This window comes from Thiosulfatimonas sediminis (genome assembly GCF_011398355.1).
Lineage (GTDB): Bacteria > Pseudomonadota > Gammaproteobacteria > Thiomicrospirales > Thiomicrospiraceae > Thiomicrorhabdus > Thiomicrorhabdus sediminis_A.
In genome coordinates this window covers 297768-320391 of the sequence record NZ_AP021889.1, presented here as the reverse complement: position 1 = coordinate 320391, position 22624 = coordinate 297768, and the positions used below count along the sequence as shown (strand labels likewise).

Here is a 22624-nt window from a genome sequence, read left to right as displayed (position 1 = left end):
GTGCTATATTCTGCGATTGCCATGCTTTCTTGATAATTCAAGTTAGAGACACTAAGAGCCACCTTATTTTATTGGAACACGTCATTTAAAGATTGCCAAAAACCTAATATTAATTTATTTTATTAGCACATAAAATAAAACCAAAATACAGTCATTGGCCGCTTTATCTACCATTTTTAGGAGAATCCCCATGAAAAAAGTGATTATCATCGCCGCACTAAGCAGCCTAGCATTCAACGCTCAAGCGACTGAAATCAGCGCCGACCAGCAAGAAGCTCGCAACATCGTTAAAGAGTTTGGCGGCCAGCTGGTTCCCGCGCTTAAAGGCGCAATGCAAGCTGGTGGCCCGGTTGCCGCGATTGATGTTTGCAATACTAAAGCACCCGCGATTGCCAAAGGATTAAGTGACAAGCACGCTCCTTGGCAAGTCAATCGCGTAAGTTTAAAACCACGCGGTGCAACCGCAACGCCTGACGCTTGGGAAAGCTCAACCCTCAAATGGTTTGAACAACAAATTGCTGAGGGAGCTGATCCAAAAACCCTCGAAAAATTTGAAATTGTCAAAATTGATGGCAAAGAAACCACCCGTTACATGAAGCCTGTCATGACCGCCGGACTGTGTTTAACTTGTCATGGAACCGCGAACCAAATTCCGGCTGGCGTCAAAACCAAACTGGCTGAACTCTATCCAAACGATCGCGCTATCAACTACAGCGAAGGCCAAGTTCGCGGCGCTTTTAGCTTCCAAAAATAATCTCCCCCTTCAATGAAGCGTGACAAGGCGCTCTGCCTTGTCACGCTTCACATGCTTAGCCAATCCACCAAACCAACCACAAGCATTAACTACTGCTAATAACGCGATTTATTAAACTTTTCATTTGCATTTATTTGTCTTTTGATTAATATGTTAATTATTCACATTTACTGTAATTTACATCGAGACCGATAAAATGTCATTTCAAACCACCCTTATCACAGCACTCGCATTGACAGCCCTAACCGCCTCGGCCAAAGCTTTTGCAGAACCCCTACCGGCGCTTTATTGGGAACTTAACTATGGACAAATTCAAACTGACTCGCCAAATCTTAATTTAGATATTGTCAGCGCAACACTGGGCGCAAACTTAACCCAACACCTAGCGATTGAAGGATTTATCGGCACAGGCATCGGCACGGAAACCTTTAACAGAGAGCCAAGTACAATTGAAGCGCAAGTGAATCACATTTACGGTTTTAGCTTAAAACCGAACTATGCTTTGAACGACAAGATAACCTTATTCGGCAAACTGGGTTACCGCTGGTCGCAAGAAGAATTGAAAGAAACTAATGGGGCTGCACAAGCAACCTTTGACAGTAAAGGATGGCTAGCAGGTATCGGCGGAGAGTATAAAGTATTTGATCATTTTTACGTCAATAGCGCTTACAGCATTTTAGAAACCGAAGATGGCGACAATGCAAACTTGCTGAACATCGGCATTGGCCAACAATTTTAATTTTATTTTTCAGTCTCTTTGGCCGGGCACTCTCATCTCTCAGTGTCCGGCACTTTTTGAAAACAAATTAATCACTAACACCCCTGCCAAAATCAACGCTATGCCGAGCATGGCCGGCAAATCAAGCATTTGCCCATACAACCACCATCCGATTAGCGAGATAAAAACAATACCCAAGCCAGCCCAAACCGCATAAGCGACGCCTATCGGAATTTGCTTTAAACTCAAGGTCAAAAAATAAAAAGCGATGACATAACCGATCACCACAATCAGCGTTGGCCAAAACTTCGTAAAATCTTCAGTCGCTTTTAAGGCTGAGGTCGCAATCACTTCTGCCACCGTTGCCAATAATAAATACACCCAATATTGCATAACTTCTTACACCTCAGCCACGAATAAATTTCGTGATATTTTCAATCCGAGTCTTTTCAATCTGCTCGGCAATCGCCTTACCGGTAAAGCCTTCGGCAATGATCGCTTGATTATCGACTTGATTGGCCGCGGCCAATAACTGCTGCCAAAATACCAGTTGCGGATAAGGAATCTGTTCAAACCCCAAACGGCCACGTGCATCCGCCTGACAAACAATTAACAGCTTATGAAAAGTCTGCGGATCTTTATAAGCACCGCAATTTTGTAGCACCTTATGATACGTCTTGGGCTTAAGAAAAGGCGCCCCCTCTTTCAAGCCATTATGAATTAAACCATGATATTCAGTGACCTTGCAGGCAAAGTGTTCGATTTTTTTGGGTACACGATAACGCTGACACAGCGCCTTAACCAAAGGCACTCCGGCGGCTTCATGGCCGTGGTGTTTTGGCCATAACTCCGGCGGCGTAACGCCCTTGCCAAGATCATGCATTAACGCCGCAAAGCGCACCTCCAAAGAAACATCTAACACGGTCGCTTGTTGCAATACCATCAGCGTATGAATCCAAGCATCGCCCTCAGGATGATACTTTTCTGGCTGCGTCACGCCATGCAATGCCTGCAACTCTGGGAACAACACCGCCAGCGCACCGACTTCATCCAACACTTCAAAAAAACGATGCGGCTCGGCACTGCCAAGCACTTTCACCACTTCTTGCCAAACACGCTCTGGCGTCAGTTCAGCCAATTCGCCACTGGCGACCATCTGCGCCATTAAAATCTTTGTTTCTTCCGCCAAAACAAAATCGAAAGGCGCCAACTTGGCGGCAAAACGCGCGACCCTTAAAACACGCAATGGATCCTCACTAAACGCGCCGGAGACATGGCGTAGAATGCGATTTTGCAAATCCACCTGCCCGCCATAAGGGTCGATAATCGTACCGTCCTGGGCCCGTGCCATCGCGTTAATCGTCAAATCGCGGCGAATCAAATCCTCTTCCAAGGTGACGCACGGCTCAGCAAACACACTAAAACCATGATAACCAGCTCCCTGTTTGCGCTCCGTTCGCGCTAAGGCATATTCTTCTTTGCTATCGGGATGCAAAAACACTGGAAAATCTTTGCCAACCTGTTGAAACCCTTGCGCTAACATCTGCTCCTGACTGGCACCAACCACCACCCAATCACGGTCATAAACAGGCACCTGCAACAACGCATCGCGCACCGCGCCACCAACCAAATAGATTTGCATGAAACTTTCTCCTAAAACAAAAAAACCGTCTTAACGACGGTTTTCTGCACAACTTAATCCGCTTTCATTTAATTACGGTTTGCGTACTTACGATAATCGTTATAACGCTCGCGCAAATGTTTCGGTGCTGCGTAGGTGCTAATTAACCATTCAATACTGGCTGGTTCAAAGCCAAACTGCTCAGCAAAGGAAGCATCGGTCACTGCATCATGCCCTAGGGTCACCAATTGCGATTTAGTAACCGATTGGAAAGGCGCTAAACCACCCAAAGCCGCCATGATTTTGGCATTAAACTTACACATTGGAAAGACAACAGCATCTTGCACTTGCATAATCTCCGCCACCATTTTCCCTAAGGCTTTTAGAGTCATCACCTGCGTACCCGCAACCTCTAAAGTCTTACCAAATGTCGCTGTAGCGTGAATCGACTGCACCATCGCTTGCGCAAAATCTCGAACCCACAACGGCTGAACTTGAGTTGCTGAGTTTGCAACCATCAACACCGGCATACGATTTAACTGCTTGGCAAACGGTGTGGTCGTGTCATCCCCTTCGCCAATCAACAAGCCCGCTTTAAAAAGCGTAACCGCCGCTTTCGCAGTTGTATTCATATGATTGTCCAACGCCGCCAAAGAACCCTGCCAAGTATGACTATCCACATGATTGTTGGCACCAATTTGCGACAAACTCAATACACGCTTCACACCAGCGGTTTCTAACGCCGATTTCATTTTTTGCGATACCACATCAAAATCGTCTTTCTCGACCATTTCGGTTGCCGTCGTACGATCCGCAATTAAATCAATAACAATATCAGAACCTTGCAATATTGTCGCCAAAGCCGCCGCATCTTCATAAGAATTCAGTTGCGCCAACTTAGTCTGCGGGTAAAGCGCAAACTCGCGGAAACGCTCAGGACGACGCACCACGACTTTGGTGTTATAGCCTGCTTTAGAGAGCTGATTTACCACTGCTCGACCAACAAACCCGGTGCCGCCAAAGACGGTAACTGTATTCTGTAGCATCTTGTTAAAATCCACTTTTATTTTTCAAATCCGCAAAGGATAATCAATCCGTTAAGGGTAGGTCAAGCATCATCTGCTGTTTAGGTCACACTTTTTGATACAATAGCGCCCGTAAAAATTGACCAAACAACAGGCAAAACCATGCAAGTCATCGAAGTATCCGCGTTCCGCAGCCCGAAAAAAAACGAACTTTATTTATTTGTGCCGAAAGAACACGGCCTAGAAAAACTCCCTAAAGAATTAATCACCATGTTTGGTGAACCTAAGCATATCTTTGATTTTGAATTAACGCCAGATCGCAAAATGGCGCGCGAAGACGGCAAACAAGTCTACGAGGCGATTCAAACGAAAGGCTATTTTATGCAGATGCCCCCTGCCGAAGTCGAAAAACTCAGCGACTACGCACCCGCACCGGAAAAACTCGATAATATCTATTAATAAGCTCTCCCCCTGTATTTACAAATACAGGGCGCAGACTACAATAAGAAATTCATCTTTTTTAACCCCATTTTGAACTCAGAAAAAGGAAATCAATATGGCATTTACGCTACCGGATCTACCTTACGACTACGACGCACTCGAAGTTTCTATTGACGCGCGCACCATGGAAATTCACCACACCAAACACCACAACGCCTACATCACGAATCTAAATGCAGCGATTGACGGCACTGAAAACGCCGACAAATCATTGGCAGAACTGATTGCCAATGCCGGCGCTATCTCACCAGCGGTACGTAACAACGGTGGCGGTCACTGGAACCACGCCTTCTTCTGGGAAATCATGAGCGGCGACAGCATGGGCGCGCCGACCGGTGCCTTGATGGAAGACATCACCGCCACTTTCGGCAGCTTTGACGACATGAAAGCCAAATTTCAAACGGCCGGCGCAACCCAGTTCGGTTCTGGCTGGGCGTGGCTATCGGTTTCTGCCGACGGCAAACTGCAAATCTCCTCAACACCAAACCAAGATAACCCGTTAATGGATGTTGCCGCGGTGAAAGGCACGCCAATCCTTGGCCTAGATGTTTGGGAACACGCCTACTACCTACGTTACCAAAACCTACGTCCAGCCTACATGCAAGCTTGGTGGGACGTGGTTAACTGGAATAAAGTTAGCGAACTGTATACCTCTGCAAAAGCGTAATTACAGAAAAGACCAGATAAAAAAGCCGGATTGATTTCCGGTTTTTTTACGCCCATCAAACATTAGCGTCAACCTCTTACGGACTTCTCTACAATATTTGTTCAGTCAATATACAAAAGGAACACACTATGGTCAGTTTAACCACTCCAATATGCGATTTTAATGCCGATGCCATCAACTTCGATTTGCCCGGCGTTGACGGTCAGAACTGGAACTTAGAAAAAGCCAAGGGCAAGAACGGGCTGTTAGTCATGTTCATTTGCAACCACTGCCCGTACGTGAAAGCGATTCACCAACGCTTGGTCGAAGACACGCGTATTTTGCGCGATGAATACGGCATCCACTCGATTGCCATTATGAGTAACGATCCCACGCTCAAGGAAGAAGACAGTTTTGAAAATATGAAGAAGATTTCCGATGCATGGGACTTCCCTTTCCCTTACGTCATCGACGAAACCCAAGAAATTGCCAAAGCCTACGGCGCAGTTTGCACGCCTGACTTTTTCGGCTATAACGCCGAGCTAAAACTGCAATATCGTGGCCGCTTGGACGCATCACGCAAAGAAACCGCACCGGAAGGTGTACGCCGCGATTTATTAGAAGCGATGAAACAAGTTGCCAAAACCGGCCAAGGCCCGCTGGAGCAAATCCCCTCTATGGGCTGTTCAATCAAGTGGAAAGAGTGATTTTGCATGTCCTGATGCGATGAACTTCAAACCCTAAACGAAGCTTCTATCGCAGACACCAGAAACTCAGGTTTGCTGGCACGAATGATCAACCTCATCCTTGGTAACAGCGCGAACACAGGGCGTTACTTCATTCATGCAGCTTTCTAGGTGCTTAAAAAAGCCTTCCTTAACCCCATAAAAAACCGCCACTAAAGGCGGTTTTTAAAAGCGGTTTTGAATATCTGCAAAAGGGATCAAGCTTTTTTGTTTGAGCCACCGCAGCAATCCGAACCAGAGCAGCAAGATTCTTTTTCTGATTTAGTATCGGCTGGTTTGCATTCCTGCGTATCACAAGCCACACCGCAGGCAACGCATTCGCCTTTGGCGTTTTTGAACATCGGACAAAAACCGGTGTAGGACGCCTGCAAGGCGTTAATCGCCATCGCAATCATCACCCATAAAAACGAAATCTGGGTTAAATCAATCTGCCCCATCCACTGGGAAACCAACAACAAAATTAACACCATCGCCGCAAAAATACGCAAAGGGCGATTGCCTTTAATCACGCTACTCATTACTCAACTCCTTAGGTTTAACAAACGCGCTTCAATCTTAGCGCAACCTAAAATCAAGCACACAAGATTTTCTTAACCAGCCACTAACCGGAAAATCGCTTGCGGTGCGTTGATAGGCGCTTTATCTTCTTTTCACACCTATAAAATTTACGGTTCATCTATAACGCTCGATTCGCCAATTTTTTTTTGCAAACGCGCTAAAGTTTCTTTACATAACCCTACAAAAACTGTTAAATTAAATTTACTAGTTAAGTATTTTTACTAACAGCAAATTTCTTGCTGTATTGAAATATTTAAGGAGGTATCGTTATGTTTAACAGCAATACCAAACCTTTCCAAGACATTTTATACATCGACTTAAGCGTAGATAAAATTCCAGCTATCGAGCGTAACTTAAAAGATTATTGTCACACCTTGCATGTCCAAAAAGAATTTTTCGAAATCATGTGGACAATTATCCGTAAGAAGCCAACCATCGTATTTGTTCATATCAATACCTTTGATGAAAAATGTCGGAAAATCGCGGAAATTATGATTAATCGACAAGCCAAACTGGTCTTTCTCGTAGACAAAGATTCCAGTACGTCAATTGAGGAACTGCACAACCATTGTGATGATGTACTGAAAATACCAACTGAATTTCATCAGCTCAACTTATTGATGAACTTATACGAGATGGACTTACAATTTGCTTAAGGAGAGCAAGCTACCCAATCAATGAACGGCTGGCGAAAGAAGTCAAACAAGCACTTTAATTGACCAGCTGCATTCAACTCTTCTCAACCAGCGCATTAATGCATTTTAAGCAGTGGTAATAGATTTCGCAGAAGACTCTCTAATAATTGCGGCGCATCACGCATTGCGTCCATTTCAGCCATAGGGGCATTCACAATACTGAACAAGCCGTTAAATGCCGGCAAATCTTGTAAAGAAGCCCCTAAACTACCGCAAATACCGATGCAAGGAACATGATTCGCTTGCGCCATTTGAGCGATACGCATTGGCAGCTTACCAAACGCAGTTTGCTCATCGATACGCCCTTCCCCCGTAATCACCCAATCCAATGGCACGCCATCTTTTGGCTGCATCGCCGCATCAAGCTGTAATTGTTCGCGCAGTACTTCAAAACCCGGTTGAATTTGGGCGTTCAAGATACCCATAAAACCGGCCGCCATACCACCTGCCGCACCGGCACCAGACAGATTCGCCACTGTTTTTCCAGTGCGCTGTTGAATCACTTTCGCCCAATTTGCCAAGCCATTTTCAAGTAGCTCAAACTGCTGTGGTTGCAAGCCTTTTTGCGGCCCGAAAATCGCTGTTGCCCCGTTTGCGCCGAGCAACGGGTTTGTGACATCGCAAGCCAGAACCCATTCAACTTGGTTCAAGGCTTCAGGAATCTTGTCAATGCGCGCAATAGACTTCAAAACTTGACCACCCAAACCAACCGGCAGTCTTTCGGCATCAACCACCTCTACCCCCAAAGCTTGCAAAGCTGCCACACCACCATCATTGGTGGCCGAACCGCCTAAACCAAGCACAATTTTTTGCGCCCCTTTATCCAAAGCCGCCTGAATCACTTGGCCAGTTCCATAGGTATGAGTTTGCAGTGGATTACGCTCATCTAAGCGGACTTTGGGCAAGCCACTGGCTTGCGCCATTTCAATCATGGCAGTGTTACTATGCGCCTGCCAAGCAAAAGCCGCTTTGACTTTTTTACCCAGCGGACCACTTACCCACACCGTCTCACGAGTGGCTAAGTCCGCAGTGACAAAAGCATCAACAAATCCCTCCCCTCCATCCGACAAGGGCAATCGCAAGACTTGCGCTTCTGGTATCAGCTGTTGAATAAGATGCTCAGTAATTTGACAAAACTGCACAGCGGTTAGAGACCCCTTAAAACTATCCGGAGCAATCAATATGCGAGGCATGGCTTATCCTTAATTTGTTGAAATCGCCCAAAGCGCACTTTCGCCGTCAATCTCCTGTGGCATTAACCACATCGATTGGTAAGGTTGCAGCATGGCTTTTGAACTTTGCAGGCTAATAATTTGACCGGCGGCAAGCAAATCCACCCACGCTTTGTGCGCGGTAAATCCATCTATCAGGGTTAAATCCAACGGTTGAATCTCTGCAGTAAGATTATGCACCGCCAGCAGCGGAAATTTTACGCCATCGCCAGCGCGCCACAAAATGAAGAAATTCGATCCTAAGTCAACCACCCTTTGTGGCGTGTGCGGATCAAACGCTTTATGTTTTTTGCGCTGTTTAATTAAATTAGTTAATCGCTTAATCACTTCCGCGTTGGAACTTCGCTCACTGCCAATCAAGGCTTGTAAGTAAGAATAATCCCATTTACGACGGTTAATCGAGCGTGTTCGCCCAGTCTTTTCAACCCCATCTCTGTCATTCGGCGTTGCCGTTAAAGAATGCACATAAAAAGCCGGAACGCCTTGTAAACACATCATCATATTTTGCGAGCAGATAAAGCGCTCTACTTGCCATTGGTCAGGGCCGTTACTGTTATGGGTTTCGCGCAAGGCGCTAAAGTAAGTGATATTGATTTCATACGGGCTTTGCGTGCCGTCTGGATTGGACTTCATCGACACAAAGCCACCCAGACGGTGCATGTTATTAACCAAATCCTCGACTTCACGTTGCGGCAGAATCCCCTCTACCGGACGCAACCCCACCCCGTCATGCGATGCAGTAAAGTTAAGGAAAGTGCAATTGTCCGGCGGCGGTTCTAAATGACTCGCCCAATCGGTTAAATAGCTGCCGTCACCACGGTGCAGAGCGTGCAAAATCAACGGCGCTAAGCTGAATTGATAGACCATATGCGCTTCATCGCTTTCGCCAAAATAGCTAAGATTTTCTTGATGCGGCACATTGGTTTCAGTCAGTAAAATGACATCGGGGGCGACCAGATCCAACAAGCTACGCATTAACTTAACCGCTTCATGTGTTTGTAGCAGATGCACACAAGGAGTGCCGATTTTCTTCCACAAAAACGCAATGGCATCCAGACGGATAATGCGCGATCCTTGCTGCACATAAAACATCAATACCTGCAACATTTTCACCAACACCAACGGATTAGCAAAATTCAGGTCAATCTGATCGGCGCTAAACGTCGCCCAAACTTTTTTACGCCCATGATGGGTATAAGCCGGCACCAGCAAGGGCGTATTGCGCGGCCGAGTGACCTGCGACAAATCGGGATCACCCGCTACGTCAATAAAAAAGTCGGTGTAAGGCGCGCGTCCGGCTTTGTAATCGGTAAACCAAAGACTTTCACGCGAGACATGGTTAATCACCAAATCAAACATCAGATCATAATGTTTATTTAGTTGTGCAATATCCGTCCAGTCACCCAAATCGGGATCAACCATCAGATAGTCAATAACCGAAAAACCATCGTCAGAGCTATAGGGAAAGAATGGCAAAATATGCACACAATTAATAGAGTCTTTAACATACTCATCCAAAAAACGCTGCAAGGTAACTAAAGGCATTTCGCCATCCTGCAAAAAACTGTCGCCATAAGTAATGAGAAGTGCATCTTTTTGATCCCATTTTTTGGGGCGTTGTTCGTTGCTTTTACTCTGTTGTACAAGCAACTCAACAATGCCTTGGTAGGCAATTTCGACCTTGATGGAATCTTCATAAATGTTCTGCAGATGCGCTTTGATACGCGCTAAATTAGCTTGGGTCATAGCCTACCTCGCCGAGTTTGATTATTGATTGTCTAGCGCGACCGCTTCAAACAGTTCCTCCAGCACTGTCGGGCAAGCACTGGCGACACGGTTCCAATTAGGTAAAAACGGACGCTCTTCCGTGTTGTCCAAATACACATCGCCTGCGGCCATAATACTGCGCGCAAACATCTCTATCGCTTGCTCTTCAGCGTGCAAATCCAACGTTAAACCATTCATCTCGGCATCAAAAGCGTAGCTTTCTAACTGATCCAAGGCCGTGCGCAAATAGACCGCGCGCACCGAACGCATGGTTCCACGTGAAAACACATGACCACGTGTTGCTAATTTACGAAAAAGCGATTTGGAAATATCTTGGCTCATCCGTGCCAGCCCTTGGGTTTGGTCCTGCACCGACAAATCCTGATGTTTATGGTCGTAAACATCGGCAATATCCACCTGACAAATCCGACGGTTAGAATAGTTACGACGCATCTCGGCCAAAATACCTATTTCCAACCCCCAATCTGCCGGAATCCGCATATCTTTAAGCGCTTGCACATTCATCGCAAATTCACCAGCCAGCGGATAACGAAAGCTGTCTAGGTAACAGAGCAATTCATCTGGACCGACCACTTGTTCCAAAGCGCGCAATAAAGGCGTAACCAGTAAACGAGCCACACGACCGTTTAACTTGCCATCGGCGTGGCGAGCGTAATACCCCTTGGAAAACACAAAATTAAACGTGGGATGCGCGACGGGGTAGAGGAGACGTGCGAGTAAGTCACGTTGATAAGTGATAATGTCACAATCATGTAACGCAACCACATCCACTTGGTCTGCTGCCAAGACATAACCATAACACCCCCAAACATTCGTTCCTTTTCCTGGTTCGGTTGGAGCCAATCCCTTATCCTTCAGCTTGTTCCACACTTTTTGCAACCGTGGACCATCATTCCATAGAATTTGATGCGCTTGCCCTAGGTCGGCAAAAAAGCCTTTAGCGAAATCAAACTGCTTCGCATCAGCGCGATCCAAACCAATCACGGTTTGAGAAAGATACGGCACTTTGGAAAGTTCCTGCACAATATTCTTGAGTGCGGGTGCCTCCAGCTCACTAAATAACGAAGGAAGAATCAATCCCAACCGATTCTGCTGGGAGAATTTCAGCAAGTCCGATTCCAACTCCTCGACTTTTCGATCCGTTAAATTGTGAAAAGTCGTTACGGTTCCATTTTGAAAAAAATCACTCATAGATAAATCGTCCTAATCGGTAAATTGAGCCCGTCGCTATGACGTTAATGGCTATTCGCTCGTTCGGTTTAGGTAGCACTCGAGCGGCTTGATAAGATGCGTTTGTAGAGACTCAGACCAACCATCAGGCGCGGCGTTTTTCGCTAAAAATAACGATACTTTGGTTTTCGCTAGATTCTCGCCATTCGCCGCAGGCAAAATAATCCCCAAATCGGCTTGTTCCAACATCCGCTGATCGTTGCCACCATCACCCAGTGCAACCACCCAAGGCGATTGCGCAAACACACCCTGTGCTAAATTACTTTGCAAGGCTCCGTTTGGCGCAGACTCGCTCGGAGTCACCGGCATAATTGACTGCTCAACGACCCACTTTAGTGCATTCGCTTTGTCATGGTGCGCCATCACATGATAAAAGCGACCCCCTTTTTGTAGCTGCAAGCCCTGTTGCGCCAAACACACTTTAAACATCGCTAAACGTGACGGTGTGTCCAACCAAATAATCGGTTCACTTACCGCGCGCTGCATCGCTTTACTCGCACTGGCGCGATCCAACGACGTGGCTTGCATCACGCCCTCCACGCCAAGATCGGAAAAACCTGCAAATTGAAACCCCTGCTCTAAACGCAATTTCGCCAAAATCGCACAGATGCGCGCATAGTCCATCCCAAGAAGCTGTTTATCTGCAGAATCCGTGCTGGAAAAGTAAATCACCCCGCCGTTTTCAGCGATAAAAGGCGGCTCTAAGCCTAAGCGTTCAAGCCATTCACTCATCTCGGAAAACGTTTTACTGGAGTTAAGAATCACCGGAATCGCCAGGCTTTGTAAACGCTTGATTACCGGCATCACCGGTTGATAAGCATAGTCATGATGACCAAGGAGGGTGCCATCTAAATCGGTAAAGACAAAAATACCGGTGGGGTTATAAGGCACAGGAAAAGTAAGCATTGAGTACATCTTTGGGTTTACGTATTCAGTTTTATCAAGCAGGCGCCATGCCAAAACGCCAGTAAGATGCGATCAGATTGAATCAATGCGGTGCAAAACGCTCAATTTTAGTGCATAAAGACATCATTAATTGGAGCGGATAAATTGAGTCATTCAACTTAGCGAAGATGAACACAACACCCAGACAACAGAGAACTTAATCACGCAATACCATAATCATTTACGGCCTTTTTCTTGAGTAGGCTGTTAGAATACTCTTTTTTGTTTTTCTAGGCTTAGACTCCATTCTCATGAGCAACGCACAACTGATTCTGATTGATAAACGCAACCAACCGCTGAAAGAATACATCGTCGCGGTGGCGGCTTCCGATGGCTTAAACATTAAGGGTGTGGAGATCATGGCGTCTCCGGCCAAAGGCGAAACATCGCTACTGAATGCACAGGTGTTAATTCCGCCTTTGGAAGCGTTTGATTTTGATATGAAAAAGCTGGTTAACGCAACCTTGAACGCCGTCAGTGTGAAAGACGAAATCATGACCGTGGATGAGTTTATCGCGCAATGTTCCGAAGATGAAGCTGTTCGCGACGCGCTAAGCAAATCTGTGCCGAAATTGCGCAAAAAAATCGAAGCTTTATTAAAAGAGTTTCTGGATTCAGAAGTGATTCCGTTAATTTTAGAACGCCGCAACGACGTGCTTTATAAACTCAAAGAACACGCTAAAGAACTCAAAGGCAAAAAAATTGTCTGCATCGATATCGAAGCGACGAATATCTCGACTGATCCACAAGCCGACATTATCCAACTGTCTGCTTGCGATGGCGAAGGCAAAACGTTATTTAATCAATTGATTAATCCAGGCTATGACATCCCCGAAAATGAGAAACACAATATCACCACGGAAATGGTGCAGGGTGAGCCTTTGTTAGGGCATGTATGGGATGAAATTCATGACCAACTGCGCGACGCCGATGTGGTTTTGGCCTACAGTACCGAAAGCGATTTTATGTATCTTGAAAAAAGCGCCGAAAAGAAAATGCTGCGTTTTGAATTAGACTATAACAAATGGCTGGATGTGGCTGAACTGAGTCGCGATTTAAACGGTGCCATTCGTTGGCATTCTGAGCGCATGTACTGGTTTTATAAAACCCCAAAACTGACGGCTTCTTATGAACAAGTTCTTGGCAAGCCCTTTCCAGGTGACGCGCATGACGCACTAGCGGATGCTGTTGCAACCATCGAATTGTTCAACGCCATGCTCGACAAGGGGCGTAAATCACAAATCGAAGAAAAGAAAAAACCGAAACAAGTAAGTGACATCATCACCAATAATCCGTTTGCGGCGGCGTTTGCCAACGCCAAACGTAGCTAAGGAATCCTGCGATGTGCGATGTGAACTTCAAACAACTGGAAAAAGCCAATATCGGCGACACTGTTGAATGGCAAAACCTACAGAGCAAAGTGAAATTTGACCAAGATGGCTTGATTCCAGCCATTGCTCAACAATTCGATACCAAAGAAGTATTGATGATGGCTTGGATGAACAACCAGTCGCTGCAAGAAACCTTGCAAACCGGCCGCGTCTGCTACTGGTCTCGTTCCCGTCAAAACTACTGGCGCAAAGGCGAAGAATCAGGACAGATTCAATTATTAAAAGAACTGCGTTTTGATTGTGACGGTGATGCCATTCTGCTGTTGGTTGACCAAACTGGCCCAGCTTGCCATACCGGACGACGCAGCTGCTTTTATACGCTTATTGATGACGATAAGGCAACCATCACCAGTGCACCGTTGATTTCACCAGACACGCTTTACAAAAAGTAACCCTTGCCAGTGTTTACTTGGGAAATTCAAAGCCCAAGTAAATAACATCCACAGACTTATCCACACTTTTATACACAAATTTCTTGCCGCAATACCGAGCAATATTTAAATGGACCATCAAGCCAATCGATGGATTATGCAAATTGTCGCGTCGGTTCAACTGCAACCAAAAGCTCACGCAATAACATTGTTGCAAACGTACCCGCCGGCAACGTAAATTGCAACTGCAAATCCAGCGTTTGTGCCTGAGCATCTGGCAACCATTGCCACTGTAAGTCTTGTGGAATAAGGCGTAGCGCCCGATAATCGGCTGCCACTCGGGCGTCACTCAGCGCTTGCTGCCAAGTGCTAAATTCGCTTATCCAAGCCGCTTGTAACTGCTCAGCTGCCGCACTGGGTTGCAATAGTTTCACCCCTATTTCGCCAATCAACAAACCAACTGGATGAATATCGCCCTGCGCCAAACGCGACTCTAAATCAGCACTCCCATCATCGCTAAAACAACGACTAGAGCCTTGTAACTGAAAGATATCCCCAACCACATATTGATTCCAATTATCGGCAGTAATTCGCTGTGCAAGGTAACGATTAAAAGCCCAAGAACGCAGCGCCGACAGATACAAGCTTCGTTTCTCGCGTGGTACTCGCTTACCTTGCAACAACATTTGCACAGCGTTCGGAATATTCGCCCCATTTTTACCGAAGCGCTGCTCGCCGTAATAATTCGGAACGCCTAACTTAATCTGCTCTAAACGGATACTGAGATCGGCAATCACTTGCAACGTATTATCGATTGCACCATCCGTAAGTTGACGCAAATTACGCAGACGCAAACTAAAACGATTACCACTGAGACCTCCGGTTTGCAGCTTACGGTTATGGCGCATACTGTCCAGCAATTGTACTTGTGGATAAGTCCACTGACTCCAATCCGGATCGGGCTTGCCTGGCAGATGCACACTAAGCCACTGTTGGGTTACCGCGTGCCTGTCTTTCTGTCCGGCCATACCAACCGCAGAACGTGGAACCCCCGCCCATTTTGCAATCTGTTTCGCCATCCATTCGCTGTTTTCACCGCATTTCTGCAGATATAACCAAAGATGCTCACCTTCGCCGCTTAAGCTATAGGCGTGCTGCTCTTGCACCTGAAAATCTTCAGCAAGAACTTTAAAATCGGCTTTAATTTGTGGCGCCCCATTGGCATAAGCAAGTGAGGAAAAATCAACTGGAGAATGAGTGTTTGAGGACATCAATAAAATCTTCTAAGAAATAAAAAAACCCGAATTCGGCAATCAACCGATTCGGGTTTCTTATTGTAAGGGAAGCATGACTGCTAAAGGTTATTAAATACCTTTTCTGCAATCGGCAGCTCTTTGCCTTGCGGTTTTTCGGTGTAAATCTGCACCAGTAGTTGGCGCACATTCCCTGGCACCATATAATCTTTGATTAAGGCGCGCGCATCAACTGGCGAGTCTTTATTGATATAAAGATACACATTACGCAAATAACACGGATTGTCAGGATCTGAGGCCATCGGCTTTAATAGGCCATCACCCTCGATTTTGACATTCTCCTTGGAAATCATCACGATACGATGATAGTAGGTCGAGCTTAAAGGCTGATCTAAACAAAGCTGAAATACTCGATCAAAGTTACCCGAACCGCGATCAAGATTATCCACCATCTGCGCGCTAACGATTTTTACCGGCGCTTTCGTACAACCCTGTAAGGCAAAAAGCGAACTGATTGCCAATAGCAGAAAAACATAAAATCTTGGCGCAATCTGGTAGTGCATAAGCATCCCCCTTTTAACTCTATCGCAATTAAAAAAACCCTAAGATGTCACCATCTTAAGGCTTTGCAAAAGGGAATGTTGCGTAAAATTTAACGCTGCTCTTGCTGAATCCCAGCGACTTGCCAGTTTCCTTCACCCTCTTGCAAGCGGCGAATATGCCAAATTTCGCTAAAGGCGTGCGCGCCTTCGTTGGCATCTTCTTCAATGAAGCCACTGTAACGCACGCTGACAATGAAGTAATTATCTTCAATCACCTTATCAACGATTTCAGCCGAAACGGCATCCACTCGAGTTTGATTATCACCGACAGCAACACCTTGCAAATCTGCTGCTAACGCTTGATAAAGCGCAGGGGCACAATAGTCTTGCAACGCGGCTAAATCGACATTATCCCAAGCTTTTTGCAACGCAATAAAATGTTCAGTAGCGGCTTGCTTAAAGCCGTCTTCATTAAACCAATCCGGCGTTTGTGTAACCGTTTGAGCCATCTCTGAAGGAGCCTCTCCAGAAAGCCCAGAACCAATAATGGAACCCGTCGCATTCGGGTCATAAGCTGCCGAAGTCTCACGCTGTTGAACCGATACCGCTTGCGGCTGTGGCGAAGCTTGTTGCGGCTCATACTGTTCACGCTGATAAGTTTCATAAGCCGGCTGTGGCTGGGCTTGCTGCTTTTTACGCATAAACAATTTAAATAAGATAAATGCAATCAAAGCAAACAACAGTATGTCCATAATCTGAATGCCCTCAAAACCATCACCAAAAAGCATTGCCGCCAATAAACCACCTACTGCTAAACCGGCTAAAGGCCCTAACCACTTAGAAGCGCCGGATTTTGCAGCTGTCGAACCTGCTGCTGCCGCACCGGCTCCTGCTGCTGGCGCAGTACTGCTCGATTTGGAATCGGTGGTATTCGATTTTTGGCTAAACGATTTTGGCGCAACTTGCTTGTTATATCCAAAAGAACCGCCGCCACCCATGCGCTTTGCTTCCGCCACTTGGCTAAAAGCAAATAGCAAAGTAAACAGCGCAATAAATAACAGCGGTAAACGTGCTTGAATCGAGGTCATAAAAAAATCTCCTATTGAGGACGTGAATCTTTAGTATTTTACCTAAATATAAGTAAATTTTAGATAAAAGAATAAACAAATCTTATGAAGAAAAGCTTAAGAAGTCTCTGACTTAATCCGCCACCGCCCTCAGAAAACATTTACATTTGTTTTGTTTTCCAAAACCGATCGGATTACAGACTACTCCTTGATGCAGCGCGAGATAGTGTAGTCTTTGCCCTGCTTCACTTTTTCGTAATTCCCAAAAACTTCTTTGAAATTCCGTTTCATGTAGTCGCGCAGTCCGTTGATGGTGACTACCACTAACTGTCCATTCGGCGCCATCTGCGCGTGAATGTCATGCAACAAAATACTGAGCATTTCTTTACCCACTTTGGCTGGAATATTCGACACGACCGTGGTGAATTGAATGTCTTTTGGGACATGACTTAGTCCATTCGATAAATAAGCTTTTGCATGATTCAAATGATTCTGAGCTGCATTCTTATTGGCATAATCCACTGCCACAAAGTCTTTATCCACCATATGGACTTGGCCTTTAGGTGCATTTGCCGCAATCGCCAAACCAATCGGCCCATAACCGCAACCGATATCGAGCGCAATTTCTGATTCGGTAATTTCTAAATAGCGTAATAAAAGATCGGTTCCGGAATCAATGTCCCGCGGACTAAAAATCCCCCAGGTGGTAGAAAATTTTAGCGGTTTACCCATTAATTGAGTATCGATGTATAAGTCTTTTTTTAGCTCTGCAATAGTGGCCACAATGTCTTTTCCTAAGCTGTTTACTTGGTCAGTTTTTGATAGAATATTGTACTTTCTTTTTTCTGATTTTTGCCTGTATCTCGGTGCGACATCACTAAGGAGATACGGAACAAGTTCGAATGGTTTCGGGCACAGAGGAATTTAACTGAGCAAGACGCCTGTTTTTGTCATGGCAACACCGCGCACTTAAATTTCTTAAAGCCCCGATTGAACTTGTTCTGTGCCTCGATAAACGTTTGCATTAAGAAAACTGGCCAATTAAGACCCTAGAGCGAACACCATTTATGCACGGATTAAATGAGCGACAAAGGCAAGCTGTCTTACACGTTGACACGCCAACCTTAGTTTTGGCAGGGGCAGGCTCGGGCAAAACACGCGTCATCACCGAAAAAATCGCCTACCTGATTCGCAAGCACGACTATAAACCGCACACGATTTATGCCGTAACTTTTACGAACAAATCCGCTAAAGAGATGAAGGAGCGGGTAACCAAGCTATTGAAAGACGACAATGCCAAAGGTTTAAATGTCTCCACTTTCCATAATCTTGGCTTAAACATTATCCGCCGCGAATACGCCGCGCTGGGTTACAAGGCCAACTTTAGTATTATGGATGCGACCGATGCCGCGCAAATTATTAAAGAGTTAATGCATAAACAGAATGTTGACCCAGAGATTGTTGATGGCGTTCAGTGGGACATTTCCAACTGGAAAAATGCTTACCTTTCGCCGCAACAAGCGTTGGAAATGGCGCAAGACGAAATGCAACAAGCCCGCGCTCTGTTATTCCAAGCCTATGAAAAACAGCTAAAAGCCTACAATGCGGTCGATTTTGACGATTTGATTGGCCTGCCTGTACGCTTATTCAAAGAGCAGCCGCGCATTTTGGATAAATGGCAAAACCGTGTACGCTATTTACTGGTGGATGAATATCAAGACACCAATGCCGCTCAGTATGAGCTAGTCAAACAATTAGTTGGGGTGCAAGCGCGTTTTACCGTGGTTGGCGATGACGACCAATCTATCTATGCTTGGCGCGGTGCTCAACCAGAAAACTTAGCGATGCTCAAACAAGATTTTCCGGCTTTAGAGTTAATTAAGTTGGAGCAAAATTACCGTTCGAGTAACCGAATCTTACAATCTGCCAACCATTTGATTGCGAATAATCCACACGTATTTGAGAAAAGTCTCTGGTCGGACATGGGGATGGGCGACCACCTCCGCGTCATTGCTTGCGCCAATGAGAACCAAGAAGCCGAACGCGTGGTATCAGAAATCATCTTACATAAATTCAAACATCGCGGTAAAAATCGTGACTATGCGATTCTTTATCGAGGCAATCATCAAGCGCGCTTAATCGAACGCGCTCTGCGCGAAAACAACTTGCCTTATGTTATTTCCGGCGGAAAATCTTTTTTTGACCATGCTGAGATTAAAGATGTAATGTCGTACCTCAAGCTCATCGTCAACCCCGATGACGATGCGGCTTTTTTGCGCGTAGTCAACACACCACGCCGAGAGATTGGTGCCTCAACGCTAGAAAAACTGGCCACCTACGCAACTCATCGAGGGATCAGCCTGTTTGATGCTACGCAAGAGTTTGGCATCACCAACATTCTCAGCGATAAAGCGCTACGCCGAGTTCAATTATTTGGCGAAAACTTGCTCAAGTGGGCTCAACAAGCAGAAGCGGCGCAGGGTGAAGAAGTCACCCATTTTGTGCGCGGTTTAATTGAGGAAATTGATTACGACAACTGGCTGCATGAAACCACCAATTCGCCTAAAGCCACCGAAAGACGGATTAATAATGTACGCGATTTAACCCTATGGATAGAGCGAATTATCAACAAGGCCCAGCAAGAAGACGGTGAAGAGAAAAAACTCGCCTCGATTGTCGCTCATATGACCTTGATGGACATGATGGAACGCAATGAGTCCGACCAAGAGCATGACATGATCAGCTTAATGACCCTGCACGCTTCTAAAGGCTTGGAGTTTCCATTCGTGTTCTTAATCGGCATGGAAGAAGAATTACTGCCGCATAAACAAAATTTAGAGTCACCGGGCTTAGAAGAAGAACGACGCTTAGCTTATGTTGGCATCACCCGAGCCAAACATACTCTTACCATGACCTACGCCAGCAAACGCCGCAAATACGGTGAAGATATGATATGTGAACCAAGTCGTTTTTTATACGAACTGCCGGAAGAACTCCTTCACTGGGAAGGCAAACCGGGTGTCGTGGTCAGCCAAGAAGAAAAACTCAAACATGGCAATGAAAACCTTGCCAACCTGCGCTCAATGCTCTCAGGTAGTTAAATGATGAATAACAACGGATTTAAGATGACTGAACCGATGACGGCCATTACGCCTTTTGAATATGCTCCCATGCCACATATCCATTTCGGCTGGGGCTGTCGCCATCGTTTAAGCGAGCAATGCCGCCAATACCAGCATATCGTTGTGATTAGCAGCCGCTTTTTAGCGCAACCAGGACAATTTGCCGCCGAGTTGATCGACAGCCTTGCTAACCATTGCCAAGTTCAAACGTTTATTGTCAGCGGCGAACCTTCGCCTGAATTGGTCGACAACATCGTACAACAATGCGCACACCATAGCGATGCGGTTATTGGCATCGGCGGCGGCAGTGTCTTAGATGCCGCGAAAGCGATTGCCGGTTTACTTCCATCACAAACATCCGTCATGGACTATCTCGAAGGTGTTGGCGCAGGTAAACCATTTAATGTTGACACATGCCCGTTTATCGCAGTGCCAACCACCGCAGGGACCGGCAGCGAAACCACTAAAAATGCAGTTTTATCTCGTATTGGCGCCTTCAAAAAATCATTCCGCGACAATAAATTATTGGCTAAGGCCGCGTGGTTAGATCCAGAACTACTGCAAACCTGCCCTAAAGAGATTCTGCATACCACTGGAATGGATGCTTTCACTCAGTTATTGGAAAGCTACACCACGTTAAAATCCAACCCCATGAGCGACGCACTGGCGTGGCAAGGAATGCAAAAATTTATTGGCGCTTTTGAATTGATTGACAGCGTAGATGCGCAACAGCAGCAGATTGGTTATGGTAATTTAATGCTCGCTGCCATGCTCTCCGGCACCACCCTTGCCAATGCCGGCCTTGGCGCAGTGCACGGTTTAGCGGGACCAATCGGCGCTTTTTTCACAGCGCCACATGGCGTCGTTTGCGCCAAACTCCTCAGCCCGATTACCGCCGCTAATATCCGTGCTTTAAAGCAGCACGACAATATCGAATTTTGTGCACCGTTCTTACACAAATTCGCTCAAATAGGCCGCTTAATCAGCCAAAAAAATAATTTAAGTGATAACGAAGCGCAGCAATGTTTACTCGACTACTTACAAGACTTAAGCAGCCGCTACGTTCCACAAGGCCTAGCAGAATATGGACTGAAATCAAATAATATTGAGGTGGTGATTGAAAATTGCCGCAGCGGAAGTATGCTCGGCAACCCCTTAACCCTATCCGATGAAGTACTACGTTACGCGATTGTCAGTAGCCTATAAATAATGCTTATCTAACAGTGAATTAAATTTATGTAAAAAAATACCAGTTAAGCCGAGCAAGCTTTGCCTTTTTCTTGGTATTGCGTGTATGATGAATGAAATTTTGTGTCTTCTGACAATACTTTCAAGGTTTTAAACTTGATTGAGTCATTCACTTGCAGACACAACGACAGACAAAAACGATAAATCTAACCAATTGAGAGAAGAATACTCATGAAAGTTCAGAACAATGCATTCAAACTTGGATTGATTGCTGCAGGAATTGCCTTTGTAACCACAGGCGCTCATGCTGAAAGCAACGCTATGAAAAGCCTCAACTCGAACGATGTTGAAGCACAAATTAAATTGTACGATGACTTAGACCAAGATGGTGTTAACGATAGCAGTGATCACTGTCCAAACTCAGCACGCGGCGCAACCGTTGACGCAACTGGTTGTACTCCGGTTATTGAGCCAGAAATCAATACTGCCGTTGAAGCGGTCACCATCTACGAACCCGTTGTAGAACAAAAAATTAATGCGCCTTTGCCAGAACCAATCTTCACGATGAACAGTGCTTTCTTTGACTTGGACAAAGCAACCCTTCGCCCAAGTGCAATCAATACACTGCGAGCCAATCTAAGCGCCCTAGATAACATGAAAGCGAACGACAACTTGCTGATTATGGGCCATACCTGTGACTTAGGGCCAGACGCTTATAATATGCGTCTATCATGGCGCCGTGCTAATTCGGTTAAAAACTTCATCGAGATGGAGAAACCTAACCTAGCCAATCGCATTTACATCGTCGGTCGTGGCGAACAAGAACCAATGGTATCTAACACCAGCGAAGCCAATCGCCAGCAAAACCGTCGTGTAGAACTGCGCGTACTACCTGGTAACCAAATCCTGCCAAGTGATGCAACTCAAACCATGCCGGCCGGAATGGATAAACGCAAATAATTTTGTTGATTTCAGCGTTAACAAAACGCCAGACAAGCAACTCGCTTTCTGGCGTTTTTTTATGCCCTTAAAAAACTTTCTATGCACAATAGTAAGAGATATGAGTGAACCCTACTTGCAGAAGATCAACTTTGTTTGTATCACGTAAAAAAAGGCCATAATTTTACGGATATCAATGCTTGTAAGCGTTTTACAGAAAGCTTTATTTGCTATACTTTGAAAACAAAAAAATTTCATCTGGATGCTTTATTCAAAAAAATAAACTCCTCAC

Annotated in this window: 23 protein-coding genes; 11 read left to right on the top strand and 12 right to left on the bottom strand. The window is 45.7% G+C overall.

Annotated features, from left to right (window positions below):
- Positions 1-190: 190 nt before the first annotated feature.
- Entirely contained in the window at positions 191-754 is a 564-nt protein-coding gene (locus HRR27_RS01425) for a Tll0287-like domain-containing protein (RefSeq protein WP_173269782.1), read from the top strand.
- 196 nt (positions 755-950) lie between these two features.
- Complete coding sequence (locus tag HRR27_RS01420; protein ID WP_173269778.1) at positions 951-1493, top strand: outer membrane beta-barrel protein; 543 nt, start codon at positions 951-953, stop codon at positions 1491-1493.
- A gap of 39 nt (positions 1494-1532) precedes the next feature.
- Here HRR27_RS01420 and HRR27_RS01415 read toward each other — a convergent pair whose 3' ends face one another.
- From HRR27_RS01415 to HRR27_RS01405, 3 genes are all read right to left on the bottom strand, one after another.
- Positions 1533-1865, bottom strand: coding sequence for a DMT family transporter (locus HRR27_RS01415; RefSeq protein ID WP_173269775.1), 333 nt, complete (start codon positions 1863-1865; stop codon positions 1533-1535).
- A 13-nt stretch (positions 1866-1878) separates the two neighbouring features.
- Positions 1879-3114 carry a multifunctional CCA addition/repair protein gene (locus tag HRR27_RS01410; RefSeq protein ID WP_173269771.1) on the bottom strand — a complete coding sequence of 412 codons (1236 nt, stop codon included), beginning with the start codon at positions 3112-3114 and terminating at the stop codon, positions 1879-1881.
- Between the two features lie 68 nt (positions 3115-3182).
- Positions 3183-4139, bottom strand: a complete 957-nt coding sequence (locus HRR27_RS01405; RefSeq protein ID WP_173269768.1) for an NAD(P)H-binding protein — start codon at positions 4137-4139, stop codon at positions 3183-3185.
- Between the two features lie 141 nt (positions 4140-4280).
- Between HRR27_RS01405 and HRR27_RS01400 the strand changes: the two genes are divergently transcribed.
- The 3 genes from HRR27_RS01400 to HRR27_RS01390 all read left to right on the top strand — a co-directional run bounded on the left by HRR27_RS01400 (position 4281) and on the right by HRR27_RS01390 (position 5972).
- Complete coding sequence (locus HRR27_RS01400) at positions 4281-4577, top strand: YcgL domain-containing protein (protein WP_173269765.1); 297 nt, start codon at positions 4281-4283, stop codon at positions 4575-4577.
- 97 nt (positions 4578-4674) lie between these two features.
- Entirely contained in the window at positions 4675-5286 is a 612-nt protein-coding gene (locus HRR27_RS01395) for a superoxide dismutase (RefSeq protein ID WP_173269762.1), read from the top strand.
- Between the two features lie 128 nt (positions 5287-5414).
- Positions 5415-5972, top strand: a complete 558-nt coding sequence (locus tag HRR27_RS01390; protein WP_173269758.1) for a thioredoxin family protein — start codon at positions 5415-5417, stop codon at positions 5970-5972.
- Positions 5973-6208: 236 nt separating this feature from the next.
- Here HRR27_RS01390 and HRR27_RS01385 read toward each other — a convergent pair whose 3' ends face one another.
- Positions 6209-6529, bottom strand: a complete 321-nt coding sequence (locus tag HRR27_RS01385; protein ID WP_173269756.1) for a YgaP family membrane protein — start codon at positions 6527-6529, stop codon at positions 6209-6211.
- Positions 6530-6838: 309 nt separating this feature from the next.
- On the opposite strand from HRR27_RS01385, the gene HRR27_RS01380 reads away from it, so the two are divergent.
- The gene (locus tag HRR27_RS01380; RefSeq protein WP_173269753.1) at positions 6839-7225 is read left to right on the top strand and encodes a hypothetical protein; all 387 of its coding nucleotides are present in this window, start codon (positions 6839-6841) and stop codon (positions 7223-7225) included.
- Between the two features lie 95 nt (positions 7226-7320).
- Here HRR27_RS01380 and HRR27_RS01375 read toward each other — a convergent pair whose 3' ends face one another.
- Genes HRR27_RS01375 through HRR27_RS01360 form a run of 4 tightly spaced genes read right to left on the bottom strand, consistent with a single transcriptional unit; the run spans position 7321 to position 12420 of the window.
- Positions 7321-8457 carry a glycerate kinase gene (locus tag HRR27_RS01375; RefSeq protein ID WP_173269750.1) on the bottom strand — a complete coding sequence of 379 codons (1137 nt, stop codon included), beginning with the start codon at positions 8455-8457 and terminating at the stop codon, positions 7321-7323.
- Positions 8458-8466: 9 nt separating this feature from the next.
- A complete protein-coding gene (locus tag HRR27_RS01370; protein WP_173269746.1) occupies positions 8467-10242 on the bottom strand; it encodes a sugar phosphorylase in 1776 nt (591 codons plus the stop codon).
- Positions 10243-10263: 21 nt separating this feature from the next.
- Positions 10264-11475, bottom strand: coding sequence for a glycosyltransferase family protein (locus HRR27_RS01365; protein ID WP_173269743.1), 1212 nt, complete (start codon positions 11473-11475; stop codon positions 10264-10266).
- Between the two features lie 51 nt (positions 11476-11526).
- Positions 11527-12420 carry an HAD-IIB family hydrolase gene (locus tag HRR27_RS01360; protein ID WP_173269740.1) on the bottom strand — a complete coding sequence of 298 codons (894 nt, stop codon included), beginning with the start codon at positions 12418-12420 and terminating at the stop codon, positions 11527-11529.
- Between the two features lie 290 nt (positions 12421-12710).
- On the opposite strand from HRR27_RS01360, the gene HRR27_RS01355 reads away from it, so the two are divergent.
- Both HRR27_RS01355 and hisI read left to right on the top strand, forming a co-directional pair.
- Positions 12711-13790 carry a 3'-5' exonuclease gene (locus HRR27_RS01355; protein ID WP_173269736.1) on the top strand — a complete coding sequence of 360 codons (1080 nt, stop codon included), beginning with the start codon at positions 12711-12713 and terminating at the stop codon, positions 13788-13790.
- 11 nt (positions 13791-13801) lie between these two features.
- Entirely contained in the window at positions 13802-14242 is a 441-nt protein-coding gene (gene hisI / locus HRR27_RS01350) for a phosphoribosyl-AMP cyclohydrolase (RefSeq protein WP_173269733.1), read from the top strand.
- A 134-nt stretch (positions 14243-14376) separates the two neighbouring features.
- Here hisI and truD read toward each other — a convergent pair whose 3' ends face one another.
- From truD to HRR27_RS01330, 4 genes are all read right to left on the bottom strand, one after another.
- Positions 14377-15492 carry a tRNA pseudouridine(13) synthase TruD gene (truD, locus tag HRR27_RS01345; protein WP_173269730.1) on the bottom strand — a complete coding sequence of 372 codons (1116 nt, stop codon included), beginning with the start codon at positions 15490-15492 and terminating at the stop codon, positions 14377-14379.
- Between the two features lie 83 nt (positions 15493-15575).
- Positions 15576-16037 carry a hypothetical protein gene (locus tag HRR27_RS01340; protein ID WP_173269727.1) on the bottom strand — a complete coding sequence of 154 codons (462 nt, stop codon included), beginning with the start codon at positions 16035-16037 and terminating at the stop codon, positions 15576-15578.
- A gap of 89 nt (positions 16038-16126) precedes the next feature.
- Positions 16127-17104, bottom strand: coding sequence for a Tim44 domain-containing protein (locus tag HRR27_RS01335; RefSeq protein ID WP_173269724.1), 978 nt, complete (start codon positions 17102-17104; stop codon positions 16127-16129).
- 180 nt (positions 17105-17284) lie between these two features.
- Entirely contained in the window at positions 17285-17866 is a 582-nt protein-coding gene (locus tag HRR27_RS01330; RefSeq protein WP_173269721.1) for a class I SAM-dependent methyltransferase, read from the bottom strand.
- Positions 17867-18150: 284 nt separating this feature from the next.
- On the opposite strand from HRR27_RS01330, the gene rep reads away from it, so the two are divergent.
- The 3 genes from rep (at position 18151) to HRR27_RS01315 (ending at position 22353) form a co-directional block, all read left to right on the top strand.
- A complete protein-coding gene (gene rep, locus HRR27_RS01325) occupies positions 18151-20184 on the top strand; it encodes a DNA helicase Rep (RefSeq protein WP_173269718.1) in 2034 nt (677 codons plus the stop codon).
- A complete protein-coding gene (locus HRR27_RS01320) occupies positions 20185-21411 on the top strand; it encodes an iron-containing alcohol dehydrogenase (protein ID WP_243830860.1) in 1227 nt (408 codons plus the stop codon).
- Between the two features lie 213 nt (positions 21412-21624).
- Positions 21625-22353 (top strand): OmpA family protein, encoded by a 729-nt coding sequence (locus HRR27_RS01315; RefSeq protein ID WP_173269715.1) that lies wholly within the window; start codon positions 21625-21627, stop codon positions 22351-22353.
- Positions 22354-22624: the final 271 nt, after the last annotated feature.